Raw genomic sequence first — 25,549 nt, 5'->3', positions numbered from 1 at the left:
GACAACATGCCTATCATCAAAATACTGCCTCATCCCGAATACTGCCCGCAAGGCGCGCAAATCAGCGCGCCGGCCGGCACCTCGATCTGCGAAGCCCTGCTCGACAACAAAATCAACATCGAGCACGCCTGCGACATGAGCTGCGCCTGCACGACCTGCCATGTCATCGTGCGCGAAGGTTTCAACTCGCTCAATGAACTCGACGAGAGCGAAGAAGATTTGCTGGACCGCGCCTGGGGCCTGGAGCCCAATTCGCGCCTGAGCTGCCAGGCGTTTCTGGCTCAGTCCGATGTGACGGTGGAGATCCCCAAATACTCCATCAATCACGCCAAGGAAAACCACTGAGTTTTCGGGGAAAACCGGGCCGGATCTGCCCGGCGTGGAGGCGATAATCCAGCCATGCGCCAAATTGTTCTGGACACTGAAACCACCGGTCTTTCCGCTGAAAACGGCGACCGTATTATCGAAATCGGCTGCGTTGAGCTGGTGGCCCGCAAGCTCACCGGCAACAATCGCCACTTCTACCTGAACCCCGAGCGCGACAGCCATGAGGACGCGCTCAAGGTTCACGGCATCAGCAATGAATTCCTGAAGGACAAACCCAAGTTTGTGGCTGTGGCCGACGAACTGCTGGAGTACCTGCAGGACGCCGAAATCATCATCCACAACGCGCCTTTCGACGTGAGCTTCCTTAACAAGGAGCTGGAACTCATCGGCAAGCCGCCCATCAAGCATTGCGTGGCCAAGGTCACCGACAGCCTGATGATGGCCAAGGAGATGTTTCCGGGCAAGCGCAATTCGCTCGACGCGCTGTGTGACCGCCTGGAAGTCGACAACTCAGGCCGCACGCTGCACGGCGCCTTGCTTGACGCCGAATTGCTGGCCGACGTTTACATCAACCTGACCCGGGGCCAGAACTCCCTGGTGATGGAGGTGAGCGGCAACGCCCAGGAAGGGGACAACACGCCGCAGGTTGATCTGAGCACCTTTGAACTGCCTTTGCTGGCCGCCAACGACCAGGAAATTGCCGAACACGAGAAATTACTCGGTGATATCGACAAGGCCAGCAAGGGAAAAACGGTCTGGCGAGCATTGGCTGCCTGACGTACACGTCCGCGAGCAGGGATTCGAAAAGCGATTCCGCAATTCCGCAGCGTTTGCCCAAAAATCAGCCCAAAACACCATATAATCGTAGGCTGACCGATAGGGCGGTTAGCTCAGGGGTAGAGCACTGCATTCACACTGCAGGGGTCGCAAGTTCGAAACTTGCACCGCCCACCAGAATTTGAAGAACAAAAAAGGCCAAGTCTTGCGACTTGGCCTTTTTTCATTTCGGCGCCTTTCAGCGCCTTTTTCCAGTTTTAGAGCACTTCGCTCGCAAAATCAGCCAGGCGCGAGCGTTCACCGCGCGCCAGCGTGATGTGACCGCCGTGCGGCCAGCCCTTGAAGCGGTCCACCGCGAAGGTCATGCCTGAAGAACCTTCAGTCAGGTAGGGCGTGTCGATCTGCGCCAGGTTGCCCATGCAGATGATCTTGGTGCCGGGGCCGGCCCGGGTGATCAGCGTCTTCATCTGTTTGGGCGTCAGGTTTTGCGCCTCATCGATGATGACGTACTTGTTCAGGAAGGTACGGCCACGCATGAAGTTCATGCTTTTCACCTTGATGCGCGAGCGGATCAGTTCGTTGGTGGCGGCACGGCCCCATTCGCCCGAACCGCTGTCTGTCTTGCCCAGCACTTCCAGGTTGTCGTCCAGTGCGCCCATCCAGGGGCCCATTTTTTCTTCTTCAGTGCCCGGCAGGAAGCCGATGTCCTCGCCCACGCTCACCGTGGCGCGCGTCATGATGATTTCGGTGTAGCGGCGGTCGTCCAGCACCTGCGTGAGGCCGCTGGCCAGCGCCATCAGCGTCTTGCCTGTGCCGGCCGTGCCGGCCAGCGTGACGAAGTCCACCTCCGGGTCCATCAGCAGGTTCATCGCAAAATTCTGTTCGCGGTTGCGTGTGGTGACGCCCCAGACGGCATTTTTGAGGTGGTTGTAGTCCTTCAGGGTCTTCAAAACGGCGGTTTTGGCCCGGATTTCGGTGACGCGGGCATACAGCGGCGGCTCGCCGGGGGCTTCAAAGAAGACAAACTGGTTGATCAGCAGGCTGCCTACGATGGGGCCGGTGATCCGGTAGAAGGTGTGGCTGCCTTGTTGCCAGCTTTCGATGGTTTTGCTCTGGCGTGTCCAGAAGTCCGCCGGCAGGGCCAGCGAGCCCGAATACAGCAGGTCGCCGTCTTCCAGTGTTTTGTCGTTCTGGTAGTCGTCAGTGGCCAGGCCCAGGGCGCGTGCCTTGACGCGCATATTGATGTCCTTGGACACCAAAACCACCTCGCGGGGCGCGTATTCCTTGCGCAGGGCCTCGACCACGCCCAGGATCTGGTTGTCGGCCTTGCCTTGCGGCAGGCTCATGGGCAGCGTGTAGTCCAGCGGTTTGGTCTGGAAGAACAGGCAGCCGCCGGCTTCCGGGTGGCCGGTGGTGTCCAGCTTCAGGCCTTTGCCGATATCGGCGCCTTGGGCGCCTGCCAGCGCGTCCAGCGTGCGGCTGGTCTGGCGGGCGTTGCGCGCTACTTCGGTCATGCCCTTTTTGTGGCCGTCGAGCTCTTCGAGCACGATCATGGGCAGAAAGATGTCGTGTTCCTCAAAGCGGAACAGGCACATCGGGTCGTGCATCAGCACGTTGGTGTCGAGCACGAACAGCTTGGCAGGCCCGGTGCGCTTGGCTTTTTTGGGCTTTGCTGCGGGCTGGGGCAGGGCGATGCTCTCTTTTTTATAGCTGCTTGTGCTCGTCCTGGATGGGCCGGAGGGCTCTTTTCCCTTGAACGCAGTGGGGTGGGCGCCGTCACCTGCCGCGCGGCTGTCAAACAGGTCCATCACCGGGGGCTTCTGGGCGGATTCAGCGCTTTCCGTTTTTCGTGCAACTTTCGAGGGCGAGCGGGCGGGCGCGTCAAGCGCGTCGGGGGAGAGCAGGGCGGCACGTTTGGTCGGGGCGGGGGGCAGGGGCATAGTGCTTAAAACTCTCTAAAAAAGAAGGGTTCCAGAAGCGAAAAAGCCGCCTTGAAACCAGGGCGGCTTGTTCTTTTGACGCAGTTGCGAAGGTCAACAGCATGAGTTCATTATGCACAACTCAAGTGACAGGGCAATCCCTCGCAATTCTTTTAAATCCTTTGTTGCTAACTGGCCTCAAGAAGGCCTCAAGCGGCCTTTTTGAGCGCCTTGACGGCTTTGAGCACGTCGTCCACATGGCCGGGGACCTTCAGGCCGCGCCATTCTTCTTTCAACTGGCCGTCGGCGCCCACCAGGAAGGTGCTGCGCTCAATGCCTTTGACCTTTTTGCCGTACATGATCTTGTTTTTGACCACGCCGAACATGTGGCACATTTTTTCTTCGGTGTCCGCGATCAGCTCAAACGGAAGTTCCAGCTTGGACTTGAACTCGTCGTGGGATTTCATGTTGTCGCGGGAGACGCCGAAGACGGTGGCGCCGGCCTTGACGAAATCCTTGTAGCGGTCACGGAACTGCATGGCTTCCGTGGTGCAGCCTGGGGTGTTGTCCTTGGGGTAGAAGTACAACACCACGACTTTGCCGAGGTGCGATGTGTTGGAAACCTTGATGCCGCCGGTGGCGATCGCTTCAAATTCGGGGAGTGGTTTATTGACGACGACTGCCATACTGAGTAGACCCTGACGAAAGTAGTTGTAATTAGCCGCGCCTTTTGGCGACCGGCCCGGGATGTCATCCTGGGTGTGACGCCTAGTGCAACCCTAGATTTTACCCTGAAAGAGGGTCTGTTTCAGTCTCCTGTTCCTTCTGTTTCAATCAGCAGGGCCGCAATGACCTGCCGGCCTTCCCCGGCGAGGATGTTGTAGGTGCGGCATGCGGCCAGCGTGTCCATGGTTTCAATGCCTATGCGCCGCTCCATCAGGATGCGCAAAAAGGCCGGTGGCGGAAAGCGCAGGCGCGAACCGCTGCCGAAGATGACGAGTTCAGGCTGGGTTTCGGCCAGCAGGGCGAAATGCTCCGCCGTGAGCTGCTCAAAACGCGCGCAATTCCAGTCGAATTTTTCGCCCCGCGAACCGATCACGATGCTGTGCTCGATCTTTTCCGCCACGCCGTTGCTTCCCAGGCCGACCCATCCGGGGCCGTAGCCAAGGATGGACTGGACATCAAGACGGTCTGGCTGCAGTTTCATGCGGGTTGGGTCCGGGCGTTGTGAAGGCGTGGAAGGCGCCGGTGGCAAGGGCGGTTTACCGCGGTTTTCCGGGCGAAAACCCTTGTTTATGTGGTCAAATTATAGATTCCGCCCGAATTTCCCGCCGTAGTGCAGGTGCATATCCGTTGTATGCCCTCGTGTGCCACCGTTTCACAGGTACTGCCGGCGATGGGGTCTTTGTCCAGATATCCATAGAAGTTGCATGAAACCGATCACCAAATCCGCCAAGCTTGCCAATGTGCTTTACGACATCCGTGGCCCGATCATGGACGCCGCCAAGCAGATGGAAGAAGAGGGCCAAAAGCTCATCAAGCTCAATATCGGCAACCTGGCGGTGTTCGGTTTCGATGCGCCCGAAGAAGTGCAGCAGGACATGATCCGCAACCTGCCCGCCTCGGCCGGCTATTCGGACAGCAAGGGCATTTTTGCGGCGCGCAAGGCCGTGATGCACGAGACCCAGAAGCAGGGCATCAAAGGCGTCACGCTGGACGACATCTACCTGGGCAATGGCGCGAGCGAGTTGATCTCGATGGCCACCAATGCGCTGCTGGACGACGGCGACGAGCTGCTGCTGCCCGCACCCGACTATCCGCTGTGGACAGCCTCCACCAGCCTTTCCGGCGGCACGCCTGTGCATTACCTGTGTGATGAAAGCAATGGCTGGATGCCCAGCCTGGACGACATCCGCGCGAAGATCACGCCCAAGACCAAGGCCATCGCGGTCATCAATCCCAATAACCCGACCGGCGCGCTGTATTCCGACGAGCTGCTCAAGGGCATCATCGCCATCGCGCGCGAGCATAACCTCGTCATCCTCGCCGACGAGGTCTATGACAAGGTGCTGTACGACGACGTCAAGCACACGGCCATCGCCAGCCTGTCGACCGACGTGCTCACGCTTACCTTCAATTCGCTCTCCAAGAGCTACCGCTCCTGCGGCTACCGTGCCGGCTGGCTGGTGGTGTCCGGCCCCAAGAAGCAGGCCAGGGACTACATCGAAGGCCTGAACATGCTGGCCAACATGAAGCTGTGCTCCAACGTGCCCGGCCAGTGGGCCATCCAGACGGCCCTGGGTGGCTACCAGAGCATCAACGACCTGACCTGCGAAGGCGGGCGCCTGCGCCGCCAGCGTGACATGGCCTACGAACTGATCACCGCCATCCCCGGCGTCACCTGTGTCAAACCCAGCGCCGCGCTCTACATGTTCCCGCGGCTTGATCCCAAGGTCTACCCGATCAAGGACGATCGCCAGTTTTTCCTGGAGCTCCTCAAAGAGACCAAGGTCATGCTGGTGCAGGGCACGGGCTTTAACTGGCCCGAACCGGACCACTTCCGCATCGTTTTCCTGCCGCATGAGGAAGACCTGCGTGAAGCCGTCGGCCGCATTGCGAAATTCCTCGAGAACTACCGCAACAACCGAATTTGATCCTGTATTCGGCCTTTCTCCTTTTCGCGCTCCTCTTTTTGAGCGCGGGCATCCAAGATCAACGTAAAGCAAGACCTCAGCGACTATGAAACCGACGAATTTGAGCCCGATCCGGGTAGGCCTTCTGGGCATTGGCACCGTGGGCAGCGGTACCTACAACGTACTGCAGCGCAACCAGGAAGAAATCCGCCGCCGCGCCGGCCGCGGCATTGAGATCACCATGGTGGCCGACCTCGACGTGGCGCGCGCCAAGGCCGCCGTGGGTGCGGGCGTGCAGGTGGTCGACGACGCCCGCAAGGTCGTCACCAGCCCCGACGTCGACATCGTGATCGAACTCATTGGCGGCTATGGCATCGCCAAACAGCTGGTGCTCGAGGCCATCGAAGCCGGCAAGCATGTGGTCACCGCCAACAAGGCGCTGCTGGCCGTGCACGGAACCGAAATTTTTGCCGCAGCCCACCGCAAGGGCGTGATGGTCGCATTTGAGGCGGCAGTTGCCGGCGGCATTCCCATCATCAAGGCCCTGCGTGAAGGCCTGACCGCCAACAGCATCCAGTGGATCGCCGGCATCATCAACGGCACCACCAACTTCATCCTGTCCGAGATGCGCGACAAGGGCCTGGACTTCGACGTGGTGCTGAAAGAAGCGCAACGCCTGGGCTATGCCGAAGCCGACCCGACCTTCGACATCGAAGGTGTGGACGCCGGCCACAAGGTCACGCTGATGTCGGCCATCGCCTTCGGCATCCCTGTGCAGTTCGACAAGGCTTATGTCGAAGGCATCACCGGCCTGGCCGCGCAAGACATCCGTTACGCCGAGCAGCTCGGCTACCGCATCAAACTGCTGGGCATCACCAAGCGCGCCGCCAATGGCATCGAACTGCGTGTGCACCCCAGCCTGGTGCCGGCCAAGCGCCTGATTGCCAACGTCGAAGGTGCGATGAACGCCGTGGTGGTGCAGGGCGACGCCGTCGGCACCACGCTGTATTACGGCAAGGGTGCAGGCAGTGAGCCCACCGCCAGCGCCGTGATCGCCGACCTCGTCGACATCGCCCGCCTGCACACCGCCGACCCCGAGCACCGCGTGCCGCACCTGGCCTTCCAGCCCGATGCGATGAGCGACCTGCCCGTCGTGCCGATGTCCGAGGTGGTCACCAGCTACTACCTGCGCCTCAAAGTCGCCGACGAAGCCGGCGTGCTGGCGAAAGTCACCGGCATCCTGGCGAGCGCGGGCATCAGCATCGACGCCGTGCTGCAGCGCGAAGCCGATGAAGTGGGCGGCGAAGGCTCGACCCACACCGACCTCATCATCCTGACGCACGAGTGCCAGGAAGCGAAGATGACCGGCGCGCTGGCGCAGATGCAGGCCTTGCCCACGGTGCTGGCGCCGATCACGCGCATCCGCAAGGAGGAGCTGGCCTGATGCATTACGTGTCAACACGCGGCCACGCCGACCGCAAGCGTTTTTGTGAAATCCTGCTGGAAGGCCTGGCGCCCGATGGCGGCCTGTACCTGCCCGAGCAATATCCGCAGGTCGATGCCGCCACGCTGCAGAAGTGGCGCGGCCTGTCTTATGCCGAACTGGCCTTCGAGGTGCTCTCGCTCTACGTCGACGACATTCCAGCTGCCGACCTCAAAGCCATCTGCAACAAAACCTACACCGAAGAAGTGTTCGGGACCCAGGCCATCGTTCCGCTGAAAAAGCTCGAAGACGGCCTCTACCTCGAAGCCCTGTCCAACGGCCCTACGCTGGCCTTCAAGGATATGGCCATGCAGCTGCTTGGCAACCTGTTCGAATATGAACTGGCGCGCCGCGGCGAAGAGCTCAACATCCTGGGCGCGACCAGCGGCGACACCGGCAGCGCGGCCGAATACGCCATGCGCGGCAAAAAGGGCGTGCGCGTCTTCATGACTTCGCCCAACGGCCGTATGAGCCCCTTCCAGCAGGCGCAGATGTTCAGCCTGCAGGACGAGAACATCCACAACATCGCCGTCGAAGGCGTGTTCGACGATTGCCAGGACATCGTCAAGGCGGTGTCAAACGACCTGGCCTTCAAGCGCCAGTACAAGATCGGCACGGTCAACTCCATCAACTGGGCGCGTTTGATGGCGCAGGTGGTGTATTACTTCGCGGGCTATTTCCAGGCCACGAGCAATAACACCGACAAGGTCAACTTCACCGTTCCCTCCGGCAACTTCGGCAACGTCTGCGCCGGCCACGTCGCCCGCATGATGGGCCTGCCGATCGGCAAACTGGTGGTTGCCACGAACGAGAACGACGTGCTCGACGAATTTTTCCGCACCGGCGTGTACCGCGTGCGCAGCAGCGCCGACACGCACGAAACCTCCAGCCCGTCCATGGATATTTCCAAAGCCTCGAACTTCGAGCGCTTTGTGTTTGACCTGCTGGGCCGCGACGGCGGCAAGACCAAGGCCTTGTTCCACGATCAACTCGGCAGCCAGGGTTTCTTTGATTTGAGCGCCGAGGCCGCCTTCAAGTCGGCCGGGCAGCGTTACGGCTTTGTGAGCGGCAAGAGCACCCATGCCGACCGCCTGGCCACCATTCGCGATACCTACAAGCGCTTTGGCACCATGATCGACACCCACACCGCCGACGGCGTGAAGGTGGCGCGCGAGCAGCTCCAGCCCGGCGTGCCCATGATCGTGCTTGAGACCGCCTTGCCCATCAAATTTGCGGCCACCATTGAAGAAGCCCTGGGCCAGTTGCCCACGCGGCCCGCGAAGTTTGAAGGCATTGAGGCCTTGCCCAAACGTGTCAAGGTGCTGCCGGCCGATGCGGCCGTGATCAAGCGCTACATTGCCGACAATGTGCATTAAATCGGGCTGCAGCCTAATCAGGATAGGCGTAATCCGCTTCTTTTTTGATAGCGACGTGTCAAACCCGTCACCGGAAAGTAACGCATGAATGTGGTCGGATTTTCCGGGTATTCCGGTTCGGGCAAGACAACGCTGGTCGAGCAGCTGATCCCCGCGCTGAAGGCTAGAGGCCTACGCGTGTCGGTGGTCAAGCATGCCCACCACAAGTTCGACATCGATCATCCGGGCAAGGACACCTTCCGCCACCGCCAGGCTGGGGCTTTTGAAGTGGTCGTGGCCTCACCCAACCGGCTGGCGTTGATGCGCGAATTTGAAAAGCCGGCCGAGCTCACCGTCCACCAGCTGATCGCCGAGCTGTACGGCGGCGTCGACTGGGTGCTGGTAGAGGGTTTTAAAAGCAGCGACCTGCTCAAGATCGAAGTCTGGCGCGCGCCGACGGCCGACTACGCCGGCAAACCCGCCCGCTACATGGACGACGACTTCATCGTCGCCATCGCCACCGACGCGCCCGACCAGTTGCCCGAAGCAACCTTGCGCCCGGTGCTGGATTTGAACGATCCCAAGGCCGTGGCCGACTACCTGGTCAACAATCAGGAACGGTTTGCGTATTCGTTTGAAGACCGCTTTCACGACTAGTTTTGTATTGGGTAATGATCCCGCAGGCCTGACCTTTTACGACGGAAATCACCGGACACCCGACCATGAGTTCTGCCCCCGCACCTTCCGTAGCGCCCGCAGCCCCAGCCCGCGCACCCCTGAAGCCACTGGACACGGCGCTCGCCGAACTGCTGGCCCGCGCAGCGCCTTTGCCCGGCATCGAATCGGTCTCCACCTTTGACGCCGACGGCCGCGTGCTGGCCCAGGACCTGGCCTCCAGCCTCGACGTGCCTGCGCACGACAACAGCTCCATGGATGGTTACGCGCTGCGCGTCGCCGATTGGGCCGAGGGGGCAGTGCTGCAAGTCAACCAGCGCATTCCGGCCGGCAGCAGCGGCCACGCGCTGGCCGCGAATTCCGCGGCGCGCATTTTTACCGGCGCGCCCATTCCGCCCGGTACTGACGCTGTGGTCATGCAGGAAGACTGCGACGCCGTAGACACGGGCGTGCGCATCAAGGTCCAACCCCAGCCTGGCCAATGGATTCGCCGGCGCGGCGAAGACGTGTCCTCCGGCGCCGTCGTGTTGCACCGCGGTGAGCGCCTGACGCCCGCCTCGCTGGGCCTGGCCGCGAGCATCGGCTTTGACAAGCTGCAAGTTGCCCCGCGTGTGCGTGTGGCGCTGTTCTCGACCGGCGACGAGCTGGTCATGCCCGGCGAGGTCGCGCCCGCCGACATGAAGCCCGGCGCCATCTACAACTCCAACCGTTTCTTTTTGCGGGCGCTGTTGCTTCGCCTGGGTTGCACCGTGACCGACCTGGGCATCGTGCCCGATCGCCTGGACGCCACCATCGCGGCGCTCAAGGGCGCCAGCGAACGGCACGACCTGATCCTCACCAGCGGCGGCGTGTCGGTGGGCGAAGAAGACCACATCAAACCCGCAGTGCAGGCGCTGGGCGAGCTCACGCTCTGGCAGATCGCCATGAAGCCGGGCAAGCCCTTCGCTTACGGCAAGATCGCGGGCTCTCATTTCATCGGCCTGCCGGGCAACCCCGTGTCCAGCTTTGTGACCTTCCTCGTGCTGGTGCGGCCCTTCCTGCTCAAGCTGCAAGGCGCTGCCGAAACCGCCATTCGCCCTACAGCGGCTGTGGCGCATTTCGACTGGCCCAAAGCCGACAAGCGCCGTGAGTTCCTGCGCGTCAAGCGCAACGCCGCTGGCGGGCTGGATCTCTTCAACAACCAGAGCTCAGGCGTGCTGACCTCGGCGGTTTGGGGCGACGGCGTGATCGACAACCCGGCCGGCCAGACGATTGCGCACGGTGATGTGGTGCAGTTTTTCCCGTTCCCGGCATTGATGTCGTGAAGGCGCTTTGGCAAAACCTCTCATGAAGATCACCGTCAAATACTTTGCCTCCATCCGCGAAGCCATAGGGCAGGGCAGCGAACTGCGCGACACCTCCGCCGGCACGCTGGCCGCGCTGCGCGATGAGCTGCTGGCGGCCACGCCCGCACATGCTGCGGCGCTCGCGCGCGGCAGGTCTGTGCGCATGGCGCTCAATCAGGTCATGAGCGACGAGTCCGCCGCGCTCAGCGAGGGCTGTGAAGTCGCTTTCTTTCCGCCCGTCACCGGCGGCTGATCCGGCCCGCTTCACGGCTCAAACTACCTGCGCATCCAGCTGCGCAAGCCGCTCCACCAGCGCCGCAGACGCCCGCGTCATGGGGCTGCGCAATTCATCACGCAGCAAACCCTGCCGCGCCAGCAAGGCCTTGAGCGGGCCCGGGTTGGGCTCCGCAAACAGGGCCTCTATCAGCGGCGGCAGCGGCGCCCACAAGGCCTGGGCGCCGGCCATGTCGCCCGCCTGAATGCGCCGCATCACGTCTACAAAACGCCGCGTATGCAAATGCGCCGCCGCCGCGATGGCTCCCCGGCCGCCCGCAGCCACGGTGCTGAAGATGTTCGCATCCTCGCCCGCCAGCACCTGAAGTTGCCCGTCGGCAATCAGCGTTCGCGTTTTGGCCGGGTCACCGCCGCAGTCCTTGAGCGCCTGGATGCGCGGGTGCGCGGCCAGTGCCCGGATGGTTTCCAGCGCCATCTGGCTGCCTGTGCGGTAAGGAATGTCGTAAAGCACCACCGGCGCCGCGCTGGCATCCGCCAGGGTGGTAAACCATTCGATCAGGCCCGCCTGCGAGGGCCGGATATAGCTGGGCGCCGGCAGCAGGATGCCGGTGATGTTCAGTTGGCTCAAGGCCCCGACGCGCGCCGCCGTTTTACCCAGGTGGTAGCCCGACACGCCCATGATCACCGGCAGGCCGGGAGCTTCGGCCATCACGGCTTGCAGCACCTCAAGTTGCTCTTCATCGCTTAGCGCGGCCGCTTCGCCGGTGGAGCCGCAGACCACCAGCCCGGCGATGCCGCTGGCCCGGTAGTGCGCCACCAGCCGCTTCAAGGCGGGGTAGTCGACCTTGCCTTGGTCAAACGGGGTGACGAGCGGGATCCAGAGTCCCGAGAAATCGGTGTTGGCCTGATTGGCTTGATTCGCCTGAGTGGCGTTGAGCGCTGTTTGCATGAATACACATCCCAAATAACTGACCGGCTAAAAAGGCCGTCATCAGAACAAGAGAAGGTTTCCGCAAAAGGAGGGTGGGAGTAACCGGCGGTTCCATCGCTCATTCGACGACGGAACCGAAGCCCCGGTCAAATGAGCAACGGTTTTTTCGATTTGCTGGCGCACGCCGCAAAGCCACAGGCGCTGTCGGGCGTCCGGTGGGCAAGGAGGTGAATGTGGCCAGTCATGAGCTCGATATTACTGTATGCGGCAGGTTCAGGCACCGCCTGGCGTGGCCCGGTGGCAAAATTGCCACTATGGCCCAGTCTCCCTTTCCCCGCGTCCTGATCACCACCGGCGACTTCAACCTCGCCGATGAAGTCGCCGCGCTACGCGCCAACGACAAGCGGGTTGGCGCCGTCTGCACCTTCACCGGCACCGTTCGCGACCGCAATGACGGCCTGAGCGTCAGCAGCATGGAGCTGGAGCACTACCCCGGCATGACCGAAAAGGCCATCGACGCCATGATCGACGAAGCCCTGTCGCGCTTTGATATTTTTGGCGCCCGCGTGATTCACCGCGTCGGCCTGCTGCAGCCGCTGGACCAGGTGGTGATGGTGGCGGTGGTGTCGGCCCATCGCGGCGAGAGCTTCAAGGCCTGCGAATTCCTGATGGACTACCTGAAAACCCAGGCGCCTTTCTGGAAAAAGGAAGTCACGCCCGAGGGCGCACGCTGGGTGGACGCGCGCGTCACCGACGACGCGGCTTTGGCCAAATGGGGCATCAGCGTTTCCAACGCCTGAGGCCTGCCGCGGGTTTGACGCGGGGCAGGTTGACTGCATTCTGGTGACTTGAAAAGGGGGGCAAAAGCCCCAAACTCGACAACAACCGCTCCTTAGTGAGCCCCCGAGCCCTTTGCGGAGTCAAATTTAATGCGACAAGAAAAATTCACCACCAAGTTCCAGGAAGCCCTGAGCGACGCGCAGTCGCTCGCGCTGGGCAACGACAACGGTTATATCGAGCCGGTCCATTTGCTGGCCGCCATGCTGCGCCAGGAAGACGGCCCGCGCGCGCTGCTTGAGCGCGCCGGTGTCAATGTCAACAGCCTTTCCCAGGCGGCCGAAGCCGCCGTCAAGAAGCTACCGCAGGTCGAAGGCCAGGACCAGGTTCAGGTCGGCCCGGAGCTGGTCAAGCTTTTGCAGGCCACTGAAAAAGAATCCATCAAACGCAACGACCAGTTCATCGCCGGCGAGCTCTTCCTGCTGGCCGTGGCCGACAGCAAGGCCGATGTGGGCCGTTTGGCCCGCGAAAACGGCTTGACCCGCAAGGCGCTTGAAGCTGCAATTGACGCGGTGCGTGGCGGCCAAGGCGTGAACAGCGCCGACGCTGAAGGCCAGCGCGAAGCCCTCAAGAAATACTGCATGGACCTGACCGAGCGCGCCCGGCTGGGCAAGCTTGACCCGGTCATCGGCCGCGACGATGAAATCCGCCGCGCCATCCAGGTGCTGCAGCGCCGCACCAAAAACAACCCCGTGCTGATCGGCGAGCCCGGCGTCGGCAAGACCGCCATCGTCGAAGGCCTGGCCCAGCGCATCGTGGCCGGCGAGGTGCCCGAATCGCTCAAAGGCAAACGTGTGCTCTCGCTCGACATGGCCGCGCTGCTGGCTGGCGCCAAGTTTCGCGGCGAGTTTGAAGAGCGCCTGAAAACCGTGCTCAACGAGCTGGCCAAGGACGAAGGCCAGACCATTGTCTTTATCGACGAGCTGCACACCATGGTGGGCGCCGGCAAGGCCGAAGGCGCGATGGATGCCGGCAACATGCTCAAGCCCGCGCTGGCTCGCGGCGAACTGCATTGCGTGGGCGCCACCACGCTGGACGAATACCGCAAGTACATCGAAAAAGACGCCGCGCTGGAGCGCCGCTTCCAGAAGATCCTGGTGGGCGAGCCGACCGTGGAGGCAACCATCGCCATCCTGCGCGGCCTGCAAGAGAAATACGAAGTGCACCACGGCGTGCAGATCACCGACCCGGCCATCGTGGCCGCGGCCGAGCTGAGCCATCGCTACATCACCGACCGCTTCCTGCCCGACAAGGCCATTGACCTGATCGACGAGGCCGCAGCCAAGATCAAGATCGAGATGGACTCCAAGCCCGAGGTGATGGACAAACTCGACCGCCGGCTCATCCAGCTGCAGATCGAGCGCGAAGCCGTGCGCCGCGAAAAAGACGAAGCCTCACAAAAACGCTTTGGCCTGATTGAAGAAGAAATCACCAAGCTGCAAAAAGAGATTTCTGACCTTGACGAAATCTGGCAAGCCGAAAAGGCCCAGGCGCTGGGCTCCAAAGACGTGATGGAGGAGGTCGACCGCATCCGCTTCCAGATCGAGGAGTTCACCCGCAAGGGCGACTTCAACAAGGTGGCCGAGCTGCAATACGGCAAGCTGCCTGAGCTGGAAAAGCGCCTGAAAGAAGCGCAAGCCAGCGAAGCCAACAAAGGCAAGTCCAACGCGCCCACGCTGCTGCGCACCCAGGTCGGCGCTGAAGAGATCGCCGAGGTTGTGGCGCGCTCCACCGGTATCCCCGTCAGCAAGCTGATGCAGGGCGAGCGCGACAAGCTGCTGCAGATGGAAGGCAAGCTGCACGAGCGTGTGGTCGGCCAGGACGAAGCCATTGGTGCGGTGGCCAATGCCATCCGCCGCTCGCGCTCAGGCCTGTCTGACCCGAACCGGCCCACCGGCTCCTTCCTCTTCCTGGGCCCCACCGGCGTGGGCAAGACCGAGCTGTGCAAGGCGCTGGCCGGCTTTCTTTTTGACAGCGAAGACCACCTGATCCGCATCGACATGAGCGAGTTCATGGAAAAGCATTCCGTGGCCCGCCTGATCGGCGCGCCTCCGGGGTATGTCGGCTACGAAGAAGGCGGCTACCTGACCGAAGCCGTGCGCCGCAAGCCCTACAGCGTGCTGTTGCTCGACGAGGTCGAAAAAGCCCACCCTGACGTCTTTAATGTGCTGCTGCAGGTGCTGGACGACGGCCGCCTGACCGACGGCCAGGGCCGCACCGTGGACTTCAAGAACACGGTGATCGTGATGACCAGCAACATCGGCTCGCCCATCATCCAGTCCATGGTCGGCAAGCCGACGGACGAGATCAAGGACGCGGTGACCGACGAGCTCAAGAACTACTTCCGCCCCGAGTTCCTGAACCGGATCGATGAGGTGGTGGTGTTCCATGCGCTGGACGCGAAGAACATCGAGTCCATCGCGCGCATCCAGCTCAAGGTGTTGCTGGCCCGCCTGCAGAAGATGGATTTGACGCTGGATGTGTCGGAAGCGGCGATTGCCGAGCTGGCCAAGGTCGGCTTCGACCCGGTGTTCGGTGCCCGGCCGCTCAAGCGCGCCATCCAGCAGCGCATTGAGAACCCGCTGAGCAAGCTGCTGCTGGAAGGGCGCTTCCCGCCCAAGAGCACCATCCCGGTGGACGTGGACCCGATCCGCGACCCCGGCGTGTTCCGGTTTGAAAAGACCCTGCACTGAGGGGCGGGCCGCTTCAAAACGCAAAAAAGGCCTGTTTTGCAAAAAACAGGCCTTTTTCAGGCATCAAATCGGGCTTCAACCCAATAAGCAGTAGCGTAAGCAGCTACTAAATTGATAGCGGCTACCGGACGCCGCTTGAGTGGCGAATCGCCCCGGGTCAGCCCGCCAGGCCCGCAAACACGTTCTGCACGTCGTCGTTTCCGTCGATGGCGGCCAGAAAGGCTTCCACTTCCTCCAGCTCGGCAGCGCTGAGCGAAGCGGGGGCGATCGGGTTCTTGGCCCGGTAGCCGAGCTTGGCCGACAGCACGGTAAAGCCCTGAGCCGGCAGCGCGCGGCTGACCAGATCCAGGTCGACCGCATCGGTGATGAACAGCGTCGTGCCTTCTTCCTCGCCCGCCTCAAAATCCTGCGCGCCGGCCTCAATGGCGGCCAGTTCCGGGTCTGCGCCCGCAGCGGCCGGCTCGGCTTCGATCATGCCGATATGGTCGAAATCCCAGCTGACGGAGCCGGAGGTGCCCAGGTGGCCTTTGCGGAACAGCACCCGCACCTCAGACGCCGTGCGGTTGAGGTTGTCGGTCAGGCACTCGACCATCACCGGCACGCGGTGCGGCGCAAAGCCTTCGTAAATTACGTGCTCAAAGTGCACCGATTCACCCGTGAGCCCGGCGCCTTTCTTGATGGCGCGCTCCAGCGTGTCTTTGGGCATGGAGACCTTGCGGGCCTGCTCCACCACCAGCCGCAGGCGCGCGTTGGAGGCTGGGTCGGCCCCATTGCGCGCCGCGACCATGATTTCCTTGGCGAGCTTTCCAAAGAGACGGCCCCTGGCGTTGGCTGCCAGTTCTTTGCCTTTTGCTTTCCATTGCGCGCCCATGTCTGATGTTCCTTGGTGTTGCGGCGCCTTCGGGCGCCTGGCTTTGTTGTATGAAGTGGCCGGCCGTGCAGAGGGTAGCGGGCTACGCCGCAGGACCGGGGCTCCGGTTATACACCCATCAAGGAGGGGCGCCCCAAACCCGCCCCAAACCCGCCTCAAATGCGCCTCAGACCACCAGTCCGGCCGTCTGCAAAAAGGTCTGCAAAACCGCAAAGTCCAGCGGTTTGGTCAGGTGCTCGTCAAAGCCCGCCTCCAGGGCCCGCTGCTTGTCTTCGTCGGTGCCGAAGCCTGTCAGGGCCGCCACGGTCACCCGTTCGCCGCCATGCAGGGCGCGCAAGGCGCTCAGCACCTCGTAGCCATTCATGCCCGGCATGCCCAGGTCCAGCAAGATGGCCTGCGACGGCTGCTTGCGAAAGAGTTCAAGGGCGGCGGGGCCGTCATAGGCCACCTTTACCTGGCAGTCCATCAGCCGCAGCACTTCGGCCAGGCTGTTGGCGGCGTCCTTGTTGTCGTCCACCACCATGATGGTCGCGCCGGCCTCCTTGCCGGGCTGGTCGTTGGCGCTGCCAGCGGCCAGCTGCGCATTCGGCAGGAAAAACGAGAACCGGCTGCCGCGGCCCGGGCCTTCGCTTTCGGCGCTCAAGGTGCCGCCGTGCATTTCGACCAGCGAGCGCGCCAGCGTCAGGCCTATGCCCAGCCCGCTTTCCCGCGCGGCCGTCTGCGCATCGCCCTGGGCGAACAGCTCGAAGATATGGGACAGCGCTTCGGGCGACAGCCCCGCGCCGTTGTCGCTCACCGTGGTGTAGAGCTGCGTGCCGTCCTGCCAGACTTTCAGCTCGATCTGGCCCGCCTCGGGCGTGAACTTGGCCGCGTTGATCAGCAGGTTCTGCAACACCTGCGCCAGGCGCGTGGCGTCGCCCTGAACCAGCATGGGCGCCGTGGGGACATCCACAGTCAGGCGGTGCCTGCGCGCATCCATCAGGGGCCGCACAGCTTCAATGGAGCGGGCCACCACCTGGTTGTAAGACACCTGTTCCGTCTTGAAGCGGATCTTGCCGGTGGTCAGGCGCCCGACGTCCAGCAGGTCGTCGACCAGGCGCGTCATGTGCGAGAGCTGCCGGTCAATCATGTCGCGGCTGCTGCGCACCAGCGGGCTGGGCGAGGGCTCCAGCTGCAGGATGGTGACGGCATTGCGGATGGGCGCCAGCGGGTTGCGCAGCTCGTGCGCCAGCATGGCCAGAAATTCGCTCATGCGCTTGCTGGACTTTTCCAGCTCGTAGAGGCGCCGCCTTTCGGTCATGTCGCGCGTCACTTTCACAAAGCCGCGCAATACCCGGCCCGCGTCGTAAACAGGTGCTATCGCCACATTGGCCCAGAACACCGAGCCGTCGCGGCGCACGCGCCAGCCTTCTTCTTCGGCCCGGCCCTGGGCCAAAGCCAGCTTGAGTTCGGCCTGGGGCTTGCCGGCCGCCAGGTCTTCCGGGAGGTAAAACAGGCTGAAATGCTTGCCGATGACTTCGGCGGGGCTGTAGCCCTTGATGCGCTGCGCGCCGCTGTTCCAGCTCTCGATCACGCCGTCGGGGCTGAGCATGAAGATGGCGTAGTCCTGTACGCCTTCAATCATGAGCCTGAAGCGCTGCTCGCTCTCGCGCAGCGCTTCTTCATGGGCCCGGCGTTCGGTCAGGTCGCGCGTGACCTTGCCGAAGCCTTCGAGCTTGCCGTCCGGGCCCCTGAGCGCGGTAATCACTACATTGGCCCAGAAGCGGCTGCCGTCCTTGCGGATGCGCCAGCCTTCTTCCTCAAAGCGCCCGTCTTTCTCGGCGCGCCGCAATTCCTCGGCGGGCCACCCGGCGGCGACGGCTTCGGGCGGGTAGAAGGTGGAGAAATTCCGGCCGATGATTTCCTCGGGCCGGTACTGCTTCAGGCGCTGGGCGCCGGTGTTCCACGAGACCACGTTTCCCACCGTGTCGAGCATAAAAATGCCGTAATCCTGAACCGCATCCACCAGCAGGCGAAAGCGGTCGGTGACGGGTTGTTCCGCGGGGGGATTCGGGGTGAGGGGCATCAAAACATAATAACCAGCATGCCCTGCCGGGGCCATAGGCGGATAGCCTGACCGGATGTGGTCTTGCCCATACTGACCGTCGGGCGCGCCGCCAAAGCGGCAGGACGCGGTTATTTCACCGGGATCACCGTGCCCGCAGGCACCGGCACGGCTGTCACGCTGTTTTGCGGCGAGCCTTCGATCACGCGGTCCGAGTACGTCAGGTAGACCAGGGTATTGCGCTTGGTGTCCACCATGCGCACCACGCGCAGCTTTTTGAAGACCAGCGAGATGCGTTCGCTGAACATCTCTTCCTGCTTTTCCAGCGGCTTGGCGCCAAAGATGATGATGCCGGTCTGCCGGCAGGCGATCGACGCCTCGGCCTTGTCTTCGGCCACGCCGAACGCGCCTTTGAGCCCGCCTGTCTTGGCGCGCGAGACATAGCAGGTGATGCCGCTGACCTTGGGGTCGTCGTAGGCTTCCACCACGATCTTGTGGTCGGGGCCGATGAATTTGAACACCGTGTCGACCGCGCCGACTTCTTCGCCGACGGCGCCACCGCAGGCAGACAGGAACCCGGTCAGGCAAAGCGCGCTGAACGCGGGGCGCAGGCGGCGCATGGATGTGGCTCCGAAACTGGATTGGGTGGTCATGGCGTATCCCTCCTGGTGTGTATGACTGGCGTGGGCTTCGTGCGGCCCGGGCTTCTAATGTACAAAAGCCGCGGGTGGGGTGCGCCGCCAGTTTGTGTTTATCTGTGTATCTGTCACCGCCTTGAGCGCCGCGAGAGCTGGGCTCAGGGCTTCAAAAGCTCAAAGAACCCGCTCGCCAGGCGCTCACCGTTGACCATGATGTCCACCTCGTGCCGGCCCGCGTGGTGCACGCGTGTCGTGAAGTCCCGCACCACCTGGCTGCGCGACAGCTGCACGCTCTCGCCGGCGGCCAGCGTCAGCTCCTTGAGCTTGAAGACCTTGGCCGAGCTGCTGCCGGCCTTTTTGACGTAATGGATGGCGTAGTCCACCACCAGGCGCTGGCTTTGGCGTGAGTTTGATTGCAGCGTGAACGACAGCTCCAGCCGCTCGCCCAGGGTGAGCTTTTTCGGGCTGACGCTAAAACCGCTGATGCTGACGTCCGCCTTTTTGCCGGCGCCGATAACGCCCAGCGCCTGTTTGTCGCCCTGCTTGATCAGGGTGCGCAGGGCGTGCCGGGCGATCCAGGCGGTGTGCGGGTTATCCAGCGGCCAGCTTTTCAGGCGTTTAAGCACCCACTCGGGGTGCAGCTTGGTGATGTCGTTGAGGTGGTTGGCCACCGACTTGCGAACGTAAAGGCTGTTGTCGGCTTTGAGCGTTTCCAGGATGGGTGCGGCCAGCTCCGGGTCAGCCATCAGCGCATCCAGCCTGAAAGACCAGGGCAGGCGAGGGCGGCTGCCTTCGCTGGCCAGGCGGCGCACATGGTCGCTCTCGTCTTTGGCCCATGTTTTCATCACGGCCAGCGTGCGCGCCGGGTCCTGGCGGATGAACTCGCGTATCGCAAATTCCGAGCTGCCAAAGGCGGTGAAAAACTTCAGCGCGTCCATCGATGTCTCAAAGTCATCGCGCCCATACAAACCCACGTAATCGGGCAGCACCAGGGTGACAAAACCGCTGTTGATGCGCGGCGCCAGCTTGCGCAGGATGGCGATGGCCTTGGGGTAGTCGGCCGGCAGCGTGGCGTGCAGGCATTCACTGGTGCGGCGCAGGCGCTGCATCAGCGAGAGATCGTCCAAGTCTTTTAGCGCAAGCTTGAGGAATTCCTTGCTGTCAAAACGCGGGTAGACAGCTGCGGTTTCCGCCGCGATATGGCGCAAGCGGGCGGGATCGAAGATGTTTTTGAGGGCGGGGGCGGCGGTGTCGGACATGGCGACTGATTCTGCCAGCCCGCCCCCCGGTGCAGCCACCAGAAAAGCCAATAACTGCCCTGTTTCAGGGTCAACCCGCAGCTCCGCTGGAGTCCTGCCTCTACCGGGGCGCCAGGGCCTTCCCTATCATCGGACGATGACTTTCAGCCCATCCCCTGCCACTGACCCTGCCGGCCTCAAGGCCCTGTTTGACGCCCAGCACCGCGCCAGCCGCGCTCAGATCGAGGTGCCGCTGGCCTTGCGCCGTGATCGCCTGCTGCGCATTCGCGCCTTGCTGGATGAACACGGCAACGCATTGGCCCAGGCCGTCAATGCCGACTTCGGCGTGCGCTCGCCGCAGCTCACCGAAATCGCCGACATCTTTGTGCTTCGCTCGCTGCTGTCAAACACGCTGAAGAACCTGGCGAAGTGGATGAAGCCTGTGAAGGTTGGCACGCCGCTGTACCTGCAACCGTCACGCGCTTACCTGCAGCGCCAGCCGCTGGGTGTGGTGGGCGTGGTGTCGCCCTGGAACTACCCGGTGCAGCTCTCGCTCGGGCCGGTCATTACGGCGCTGGCCGCGGGCAACCGCGTGATGCTCAAGCCCAGCGAGCTCACGCCGCAGACCTCGGCCCTGCTGGCCAAATTAATCGCGCAATCCTTTGCGCCAGATGAGCTGTGTGTGGTGCAGGGTGACGGCGCGCTTGCCGCCGAATTTGCCGGCCTGCCGTTTGATCACCTGTTTTTCACCGGTTCCACCGCCGTGGGCCGCAAGGTGGCAGAAGCCGCCGCTGCCAACCTCACGCCGACCACGCTGGAGCTGGGCGGCAAGTCGCCCTGCATCATCGACGCGTCCTGCGACATCGACAAGGCCGCCATCAAGATCGCGCATGGCAAGCTGCTCAACGCCGGCCAGACCTGCATCGCGCCCGACTACGTGCTGCTGCCCAAGGGCAGCGAGACGGCGTTTGGTGAAGCCTTTGCCCGCGCGGTGGCCACGCTGTTTCCCAGCATCGCAGGCAACCCCGACTACGCCGCCATCATCAGCCCGCGTCACCTGGAGCGCCTGCAGGCCCTGCTGGCGCAGGCCGAAGGCGAGGGCGCGCGTTTGCAAACCGTGAACCCGGGCGCGGCCAACGTCAGCGCTGTGTCGCGCCAGATGGCGCCGGTGCTGGTGTTCGACACGCCTGCACATTCAAAGCTGCTGAGCGAAGAAATCTTCGGCCCCATCCTGCCAGTGCTGACCTACGACTCGCTGGACGCTGCCATCGGCTACATCAACGGCCGGCCGCGCCCTCTGGCGCTGTATTGGTTCGGCACCGACACCGGCTCACGCGACCATGTGCTGGCCAACACGGTCAGCGGCGGCGTGACGGTGAACGACACGTTGATGCACATCGCCCACGAGAACCTGCCCTTTGGTGGTGTGGGTGAAAGCGGTTGGGGCTCGTACCACGGCGAGGCGGGCTTCCTGCGCCTGTCGCAGCAAAAGCCGGTGATGGTGCAGTCGAAGTGGGCGCGCGGTGATCTGTTTTACCCACCGTATGGCAAGCGGTTTGAGCAGGTAATGGGTTTGCTCAAGCGCTTGATTTAGGCTTTGGCGCGGTAGCTTGAACGGCGTCTTTGAAGCGTCGTGCGGCCAAGCCTGTAAGCTCGCGCGCATGCAATCGATATGCCCTTCATGGAAAGTCCGGCTTCTGACCCTGCCGATCATCATTGCGGTGGCCGCGTGGTTTTTCGTCAAGCCAGTGCGCGTCATCCTTCCTGAAGCCGCCGGTGTTTCGTGCCTGAGTGCTTCCGTGTGTGTGGACGACGCGGCGCGCTTTCGGGAGGCGAACGAGCTATACGCAGAAGGGCTGGCTTTTGTGACGCCGCTGCTGGAGTCGATCCATGGCCGGCCACGGGTCATCTTTTGCGCCTCCCGGGCTTGCGCGGATTCCTTTGGCCTGGGCGCACGCTCGGCGGTCACTCTGGCAACTTTCGGTACGGTGATAGGCCCGGGCGCGTGGAAGCCCTACTACGTACGCCACGAACTGATTCACTATCTGCAAGCTGAACGGCTTGGTACTCTGGGACTGCTGTTCAAGCCCGAGTGGTTTGTAGAAGGCATGGCCTATGGCTTGAGCCAGGATCCGCGGGCCCCGCTGGCCGAACCTTTTGAAAGCCACCGCAGGAGGTTTCTTGCGTGGCATGCGGCGCTGGTGAAGCAGACTGTGTGGCAGGCCGCAGAAGGCCTATGAGCCGCGAGTCGCGCTAGCGCGCCGACCCAAACACCTGTGCCCAGTAAATCCCCATGCTGCTTTGCGGGTTCGCTACAAAAGCCGCGCCCATCTCACTGTAGGCCGGCGACATGATGTTGGCGCAGTGGCCGGGGCTGTTGATCCAGCCGCGCACGACGGTGTCTGCCGTCATCTGCCCGGCGGCGATGTTCTCGCCGATCTGGCGCCAGGGGTAACCGGCGAGGGTGGCGCGGCCGTCTACCGTGTTGCCGTCGCGGCCGGTGTGGCTGAAGTAGCTGTAACGCGCCATCTCGGCGGCGTGGCCGCTGGCCACGTTTTGCAGTACAGGGTTGAGCCGCAGTGGCGGCGCCGCCGCAAAAGACTGGCTGCCGCAGCGCTGTGGCCGTGCACGCGCCGCATTGACGAGCGTCAGCACCCGCGCTTCGACATCATCGGCCAGTGCCGCATCGGGCGGCGAGAAGGGCACTGCCATCACCACCCAGGTCTGGCTGCCGCTTTGGTGAAAGCCGGCGTCCTGCAGCTCGTCAGTCGTGGCTGAGCGGCATGTCTTGCCCAGCGATTTGGGGCTAAGGGCCGCGGCGCCGGCAGGGCCCCGCACCGTGATCTCGGTGGCGCGTATCGCGCGGTAGCCAGCAGCCTTCAGCGCGGCATCAAGCTTGCTGCCGCGTGCGATCAGCGCTGCGGCGCGCGACAGTGCGGCGTTTTCACGCAGCGGGCCGACAGGCGGCGTGCTTTTGTCGCAACCTTGCTGGCGTAAGGTGTTCAATGCGCGCAGCAGTGTGGAGTGGCTTGTTGTTGACGACTGTGCATGCACCGGGCTGGCTGCGGTGAGCCACGTGGCAAATACGATGCAGCCGGCGGCGCACCCCCGCAGGCCTTGTTGTGTGATTTCTGTGCCGAGGATGTGCATCGACCCATGATAGCCAGAGGAGGTATCTCGCCAGTGGGGGCCGAGGGTCCGGCTTCGCCGGCCCCAGGCGCCGCCCCCTTGAGGGGGGAACAAGCTACACGAAGTGAGCTTGGACGGGGGTGCTAATTTCTCCCCTGAAAGTGGCTGGGCGACTGCCCCATGGCGGCTTTGAACATTGCGGAGAACGCGCTGTCGCTGGCATAGCCGCTGGCTGCCGCGACGGCGCTGACTGGCTGGCCGCGTGTGAGCAGGGGCAGGGCATGCGCCAGGATGGCTTGCTGGCGCCATTGCTGGTAGCTCAGGCCCAGCTCGTCGCGAAAAAGCCTGGCCACTGTGCGCTCGCTGGCGCCGGTTGCCGCGGCCCATTCGGCCAGCGTGGCGCGCTCGGCTGGGGAGCGCAGCACGGCCTCGCACAGGGCGCGCAGCCGCTTGTCGCCGTTTTGCGGGTGCGGCATGGGCACGCCCAGCGCCTGGGTGTCGGCATGTGCGAGCTCGTCCAGCACCAGGCCGCTGAGCAGCAGCTCGCGCGACTCGGTGAGGGGCCGCTCTATCGCGGAGGTGTCCAGCGCGTGAATCGATTCGCGTAGCAGCGGCGACACCACCAGCACACGGCAGCCGCTCCAGCCGGGCGGCGTGGCGCTGGCGTCGATGTAGAGCGTGCGGAATTCTGCGGCCTCCAGCACGGTGACGTGATGGCGGGCGCCTGGGGCGATCCACACGGCGCGCGAGGGCGGCACGATGTAGCTGATTTCGCTGCCGGCTTCCTTGCCGTCCATGCCGCTTTCGGCGGTGACCTGCAGCACCCCGGTGGCGCAATAGGCCAGCTGTGCCCAGGCATGCGAATGCGGCTCGAAGTGCGTATCGGCCAGCAGGGAGCGGGACCGCACGCACACCGGCCGCGCCGGGCTGGGCGTGAAGTTGCCGGTGTCGCCCAGCGGCACCAGCAGACTGGCGCTGACATTGCGGAGCATGGGCCGGTGCGCCGGCCGCAAGGCCTGGCGGGGCGGTTTGAGTGTTTTGTCTGAAATTCGATGAATCATGGCTTTTTGTCGCATTTCGGCAGACAAGGCCAATACTACGATAGCGGCATGAATACTTCAAGCACCCTGAATTCACCCGCTGCGGCAGTCTCTTTCAAGCAGGACGCGAGCGTGATCGGCCTGGTCGGCACGGCGCACATGATCAGCCACTTCAGTCAGTTGCTGCTGGCGCCGCTGTTTCCCTGGCTCAAGGAGGCATTCAGCGTGAGCTACGCCGAGCTGGGCTTTCTGATGACGATTTTCTTTGTCGTTTCCTGCGCGGTGCAGGCGCTCTCGGGCTTTGTGGTCGACCGCTTCGGCCCGCGCCCCATCCTGTTTGGCGGGCTCAGCCTGCTGGGCGTGGCGGCCTTTGGTTATTCCGTCAGCACCAGCTACTGGATGCTGGCCTTTTTTGCGGTGATTGCCGGCATCGGCAACGGCGTTTTCCACCCTGTTGATTACACGCTGATCAACCGCAAAGTCAGCCCGCCCCGCCTGGGCCATGCCTACAGCGTGCACGGCATCACCGGCAGCCTGGGTTGGGCGCTGGCCCCGGCCATGCTGGTGCCGATCACCTTTGCGTTTTCGTGGCGTGTGGCGCTGGCCTGCGCGGGTGTGCTGGCTTTTGCGGTGCTGGCGGTGCTGGTGTTTAACCGCGACAAGCTCACGCTGACCGTGGCGGCGCCTGTGAAGGGCGCACCGGCGGCAGACAGCTCTCTGGGCTTTTTGAAAATCCCGGCCGTCTGGATGTGTTTTACCTTCTTTTTCCTCTACGCCATCGTGCTCAGCGTGGTTCAGGCCTTTGCGCCTGAAGCCGCGCGCCATCTGCATGAAGTGCCTCTGTCGCTGGTGGCCACATGCCTCACGATCTATATGGTGTGTGCGGCCGGCGGCATGGTGATGGGCGGCTTCCTGGCCTCGGACCCAACGCGCTGCGAGCGCATTGTGGGCATTGGTTTTGGCGTGGCGGCCATCGCCGCCATATTGCTGGCGGTGGGCAACTTTGCAGCCTGGCTGGTGCCGGTGTTGTTTGGCGTAATGGGCTTCGCGTCCGGTATCGCAGGGCCGTCGCGCGATTTGCTGGTCAAGCGCTCGACGCCCGAAAACGCTTCGGGCCGTGTCTATGGCGTGGTGTATGCGGGGCTGGACATCGGCCAGGCCGTGTCGCCGCTGATCTTTGGCGCCATGATGGACCATGGCCAGTACCGCGGGGTGCTGCTGGGGCTGGCGTTTATGCAGTGCGTGCTGATTGCCAGCGCCTTCAATGTGCGCAAGGTGCGCCGCACGGCGCTGCCCGTGGCGGGGCAGATGCCGACGGCCGTCTGACCGTTACCTGGCTGAGGAGCCTGCACCTTTGTGCGCGGCAGCAACGGTTTTGGGGTCAACGCGTCGCAAAAGTG

23 protein-coding genes and 1 tRNA gene are annotated in these 25,549 nt (G+C 63.1%); 14 read left to right on the top strand and 10 right to left on the bottom strand.

The window, feature by feature from the left end; all coding sequences use genetic code 11:
- Window positions 1-6: 6 nt before the first annotated feature.
- From fdx to BM408_RS06695, 3 genes are all read left to right on the top strand, one after another.
- Window positions 7-345: an ISC system 2Fe-2S type ferredoxin gene (fdx, locus tag BM408_RS06705; protein ID WP_092128177.1), complete on the top strand. Its 339-nt coding sequence runs from the start codon at window positions 7-9 to the stop codon at window positions 343-345.
- A gap of 54 nt (window positions 346-399) precedes the next feature.
- Window positions 400-1,104, top strand: a complete 705-nt coding sequence (dnaQ, locus tag BM408_RS06700) for a DNA polymerase III subunit epsilon (protein WP_092128175.1) — start codon at window positions 400-402, stop codon at window positions 1,102-1,104.
- A gap of 102 nt (window positions 1,105-1,206) precedes the next feature.
- Window positions 1,207-1,281 (top strand) — tRNA-Val (locus BM408_RS06695).
- A gap of 80 nt (window positions 1,282-1,361) precedes the next feature.
- On the opposite strand, the gene BM408_RS06690 is transcribed toward BM408_RS06695, so the two are convergent.
- The 3 genes from BM408_RS06690 to BM408_RS06680 form a co-directional block, all read right to left on the bottom strand.
- Window positions 1,362-3,044, bottom strand: coding sequence for a PhoH family protein (locus tag BM408_RS06690; protein WP_092128173.1), 1,683 nt, complete (start codon window positions 3,042-3,044; stop codon window positions 1,362-1,364).
- Between the two features lie 188 nt (window positions 3,045-3,232).
- Window positions 3,233-3,709 carry a peroxiredoxin gene (locus BM408_RS06685; RefSeq protein WP_092128171.1) on the bottom strand — a complete coding sequence of 159 codons (477 nt, stop codon included), beginning with the start codon at window positions 3,707-3,709 and terminating at the stop codon, window positions 3,233-3,235.
- Between the two features lie 122 nt (window positions 3,710-3,831).
- On the bottom strand, window positions 3,832-4,230 hold the full coding sequence (locus BM408_RS06680) for an Mth938-like domain-containing protein (protein ID WP_092128169.1): 399 nt from the start codon (window positions 4,228-4,230) through the stop codon (window positions 3,832-3,834).
- 223 nt (window positions 4,231-4,453) lie between these two features.
- Between BM408_RS06680 and BM408_RS06675 the strand changes: the two genes are divergently transcribed.
- From BM408_RS06675 to BM408_RS06650, 6 genes are all read left to right on the top strand, one after another.
- A complete protein-coding gene (locus BM408_RS06675; protein ID WP_092128167.1) occupies window positions 4,454-5,677 on the top strand; it encodes a pyridoxal phosphate-dependent aminotransferase in 1,224 nt (407 codons plus the stop codon).
- A 100-nt stretch (window positions 5,678-5,777) separates the two neighbouring features.
- Window positions 5,778-7,100, top strand: coding sequence for a homoserine dehydrogenase (locus BM408_RS06670; protein WP_092128547.1), 1,323 nt, complete (start codon window positions 5,778-5,780; stop codon window positions 7,098-7,100).
- A complete protein-coding gene (gene thrC / locus BM408_RS06665; protein ID WP_092128165.1) occupies window positions 7,100-8,515 on the top strand; it encodes a threonine synthase in 1,416 nt (471 codons plus the stop codon). Before BM408_RS06670 ends, thrC begins: the two co-directional genes overlap by 1 nt.
- An 84-nt stretch (window positions 8,516-8,599) precedes the next feature.
- Window positions 8,600-9,151 (top strand): molybdopterin-guanine dinucleotide biosynthesis protein B, encoded by a 552-nt coding sequence (gene mobB / locus BM408_RS06660; protein WP_092128163.1) that lies wholly within the window; start codon window positions 8,600-8,602, stop codon window positions 9,149-9,151.
- A gap of 65 nt (window positions 9,152-9,216) precedes the next feature.
- Window positions 9,217-10,473: a molybdopterin molybdotransferase MoeA gene (glp, locus tag BM408_RS06655; protein ID WP_092128161.1), complete on the top strand. Its 1,257-nt coding sequence runs from the start codon at window positions 9,217-9,219 to the stop codon at window positions 10,471-10,473.
- 22 nt (window positions 10,474-10,495) lie between these two features.
- Window positions 10,496-10,747, top strand: coding sequence for a MoaD/ThiS family protein (locus tag BM408_RS06650; protein ID WP_092128159.1), 252 nt, complete (start codon window positions 10,496-10,498; stop codon window positions 10,745-10,747).
- Window positions 10,748-10,765: 18 nt separating this feature from the next.
- Here the strand turns inward: BM408_RS06650 and dapA are convergent, their stop codons facing one another.
- On the bottom strand, window positions 10,766-11,677 hold the full coding sequence (gene dapA / locus BM408_RS06645) for a 4-hydroxy-tetrahydrodipicolinate synthase (RefSeq protein ID WP_092128157.1): 912 nt from the start codon (window positions 11,675-11,677) through the stop codon (window positions 10,766-10,768).
- Between the two features lie 296 nt (window positions 11,678-11,973).
- Between dapA and BM408_RS06640 the strand changes: the two genes are divergently transcribed.
- Both BM408_RS06640 and clpB read left to right on the top strand, forming a co-directional pair.
- On the top strand, window positions 11,974-12,459 hold the full coding sequence (locus BM408_RS06640; protein ID WP_092128155.1) for a molybdenum cofactor biosynthesis protein MoaE: 486 nt from the start codon (window positions 11,974-11,976) through the stop codon (window positions 12,457-12,459).
- A 129-nt stretch (window positions 12,460-12,588) separates the two neighbouring features.
- Complete coding sequence (gene clpB / locus BM408_RS06635) at window positions 12,589-15,189, top strand: ATP-dependent chaperone ClpB (RefSeq protein WP_092128152.1); 2,601 nt, start codon at window positions 12,589-12,591, stop codon at window positions 15,187-15,189.
- A gap of 157 nt (window positions 15,190-15,346) precedes the next feature.
- Here the strand turns inward: clpB and BM408_RS06630 are convergent, their stop codons facing one another.
- The 4 genes from BM408_RS06630 to BM408_RS06615 form a co-directional block, all read right to left on the bottom strand.
- The gene (locus BM408_RS06630) at window positions 15,347-16,060 is read right to left on the bottom strand and encodes a YebC/PmpR family DNA-binding transcriptional regulator (protein WP_092128150.1); all 714 of its coding nucleotides are present in this window, start codon (window positions 16,058-16,060) and stop codon (window positions 15,347-15,349) included.
- Between the two features lie 166 nt (window positions 16,061-16,226).
- Window positions 16,227-18,125: a PAS domain-containing hybrid sensor histidine kinase/response regulator gene (locus BM408_RS06625; RefSeq protein ID WP_092128545.1), complete on the bottom strand. Its 1,899-nt coding sequence runs from the start codon at window positions 18,123-18,125 to the stop codon at window positions 16,227-16,229.
- Between the two features lie 110 nt (window positions 18,126-18,235).
- Entirely contained in the window at window positions 18,236-18,724 is a 489-nt protein-coding gene (locus tag BM408_RS06620; RefSeq protein WP_092128543.1) for a CreA family protein, read from the bottom strand.
- Window positions 18,725-18,900: 176 nt separating this feature from the next.
- Window positions 18,901-20,001 (bottom strand): DNA alkylation repair protein, encoded by a 1,101-nt coding sequence (locus BM408_RS06615; RefSeq protein WP_092128541.1) that lies wholly within the window; start codon window positions 19,999-20,001, stop codon window positions 18,901-18,903.
- 136 nt (window positions 20,002-20,137) lie between these two features.
- On the opposite strand from BM408_RS06615, the gene BM408_RS06610 reads away from it, so the two are divergent.
- Window positions 20,138-21,574, top strand: coding sequence for a coniferyl aldehyde dehydrogenase (locus BM408_RS06610; protein ID WP_092128148.1), 1,437 nt, complete (start codon window positions 20,138-20,140; stop codon window positions 21,572-21,574).
- Window positions 21,575-21,590: 16 nt separating this feature from the next.
- Entirely contained in the window at window positions 21,591-22,220 is a 630-nt protein-coding gene (locus tag BM408_RS06605; RefSeq protein ID WP_371326993.1) for a hypothetical protein, read from the top strand.
- Window positions 22,221-22,233: 13 nt separating this feature from the next.
- Here BM408_RS06605 and BM408_RS06600 read toward each other — a convergent pair whose 3' ends face one another.
- Both BM408_RS06600 and BM408_RS06595 read right to left on the bottom strand, forming a co-directional pair.
- Window positions 22,234-22,986 carry a CAP domain-containing protein gene (locus BM408_RS06600; protein WP_175541710.1) on the bottom strand — a complete coding sequence of 251 codons (753 nt, stop codon included), beginning with the start codon at window positions 22,984-22,986 and terminating at the stop codon, window positions 22,234-22,236.
- Between the two features lie 266 nt (window positions 22,987-23,252).
- A complete protein-coding gene (locus tag BM408_RS06595) occupies window positions 23,253-24,101 on the bottom strand; it encodes an AraC family transcriptional regulator (protein WP_254774726.1) in 849 nt (282 codons plus the stop codon).
- Window positions 24,102-24,218: 117 nt separating this feature from the next.
- On the opposite strand from BM408_RS06595, the gene BM408_RS06590 reads away from it, so the two are divergent.
- Window positions 24,219-25,475, top strand: coding sequence for an MFS transporter (locus BM408_RS06590; RefSeq protein WP_092128143.1), 1,257 nt, complete (start codon window positions 24,219-24,221; stop codon window positions 25,473-25,475).
- The last annotated feature ends 74 nt before the right edge of the window (window positions 25,476-25,549 follow it).

It is taken from the genome of Polaromonas sp. YR568 (assembly GCF_900116715.1).
In the GTDB taxonomy this organism is placed as follows: domain Bacteria; phylum Pseudomonadota; class Gammaproteobacteria; order Burkholderiales; family Burkholderiaceae_C; genus Polaromonas.
This window is presented reverse-complemented; position numbering and strand designations above follow the sequence as displayed.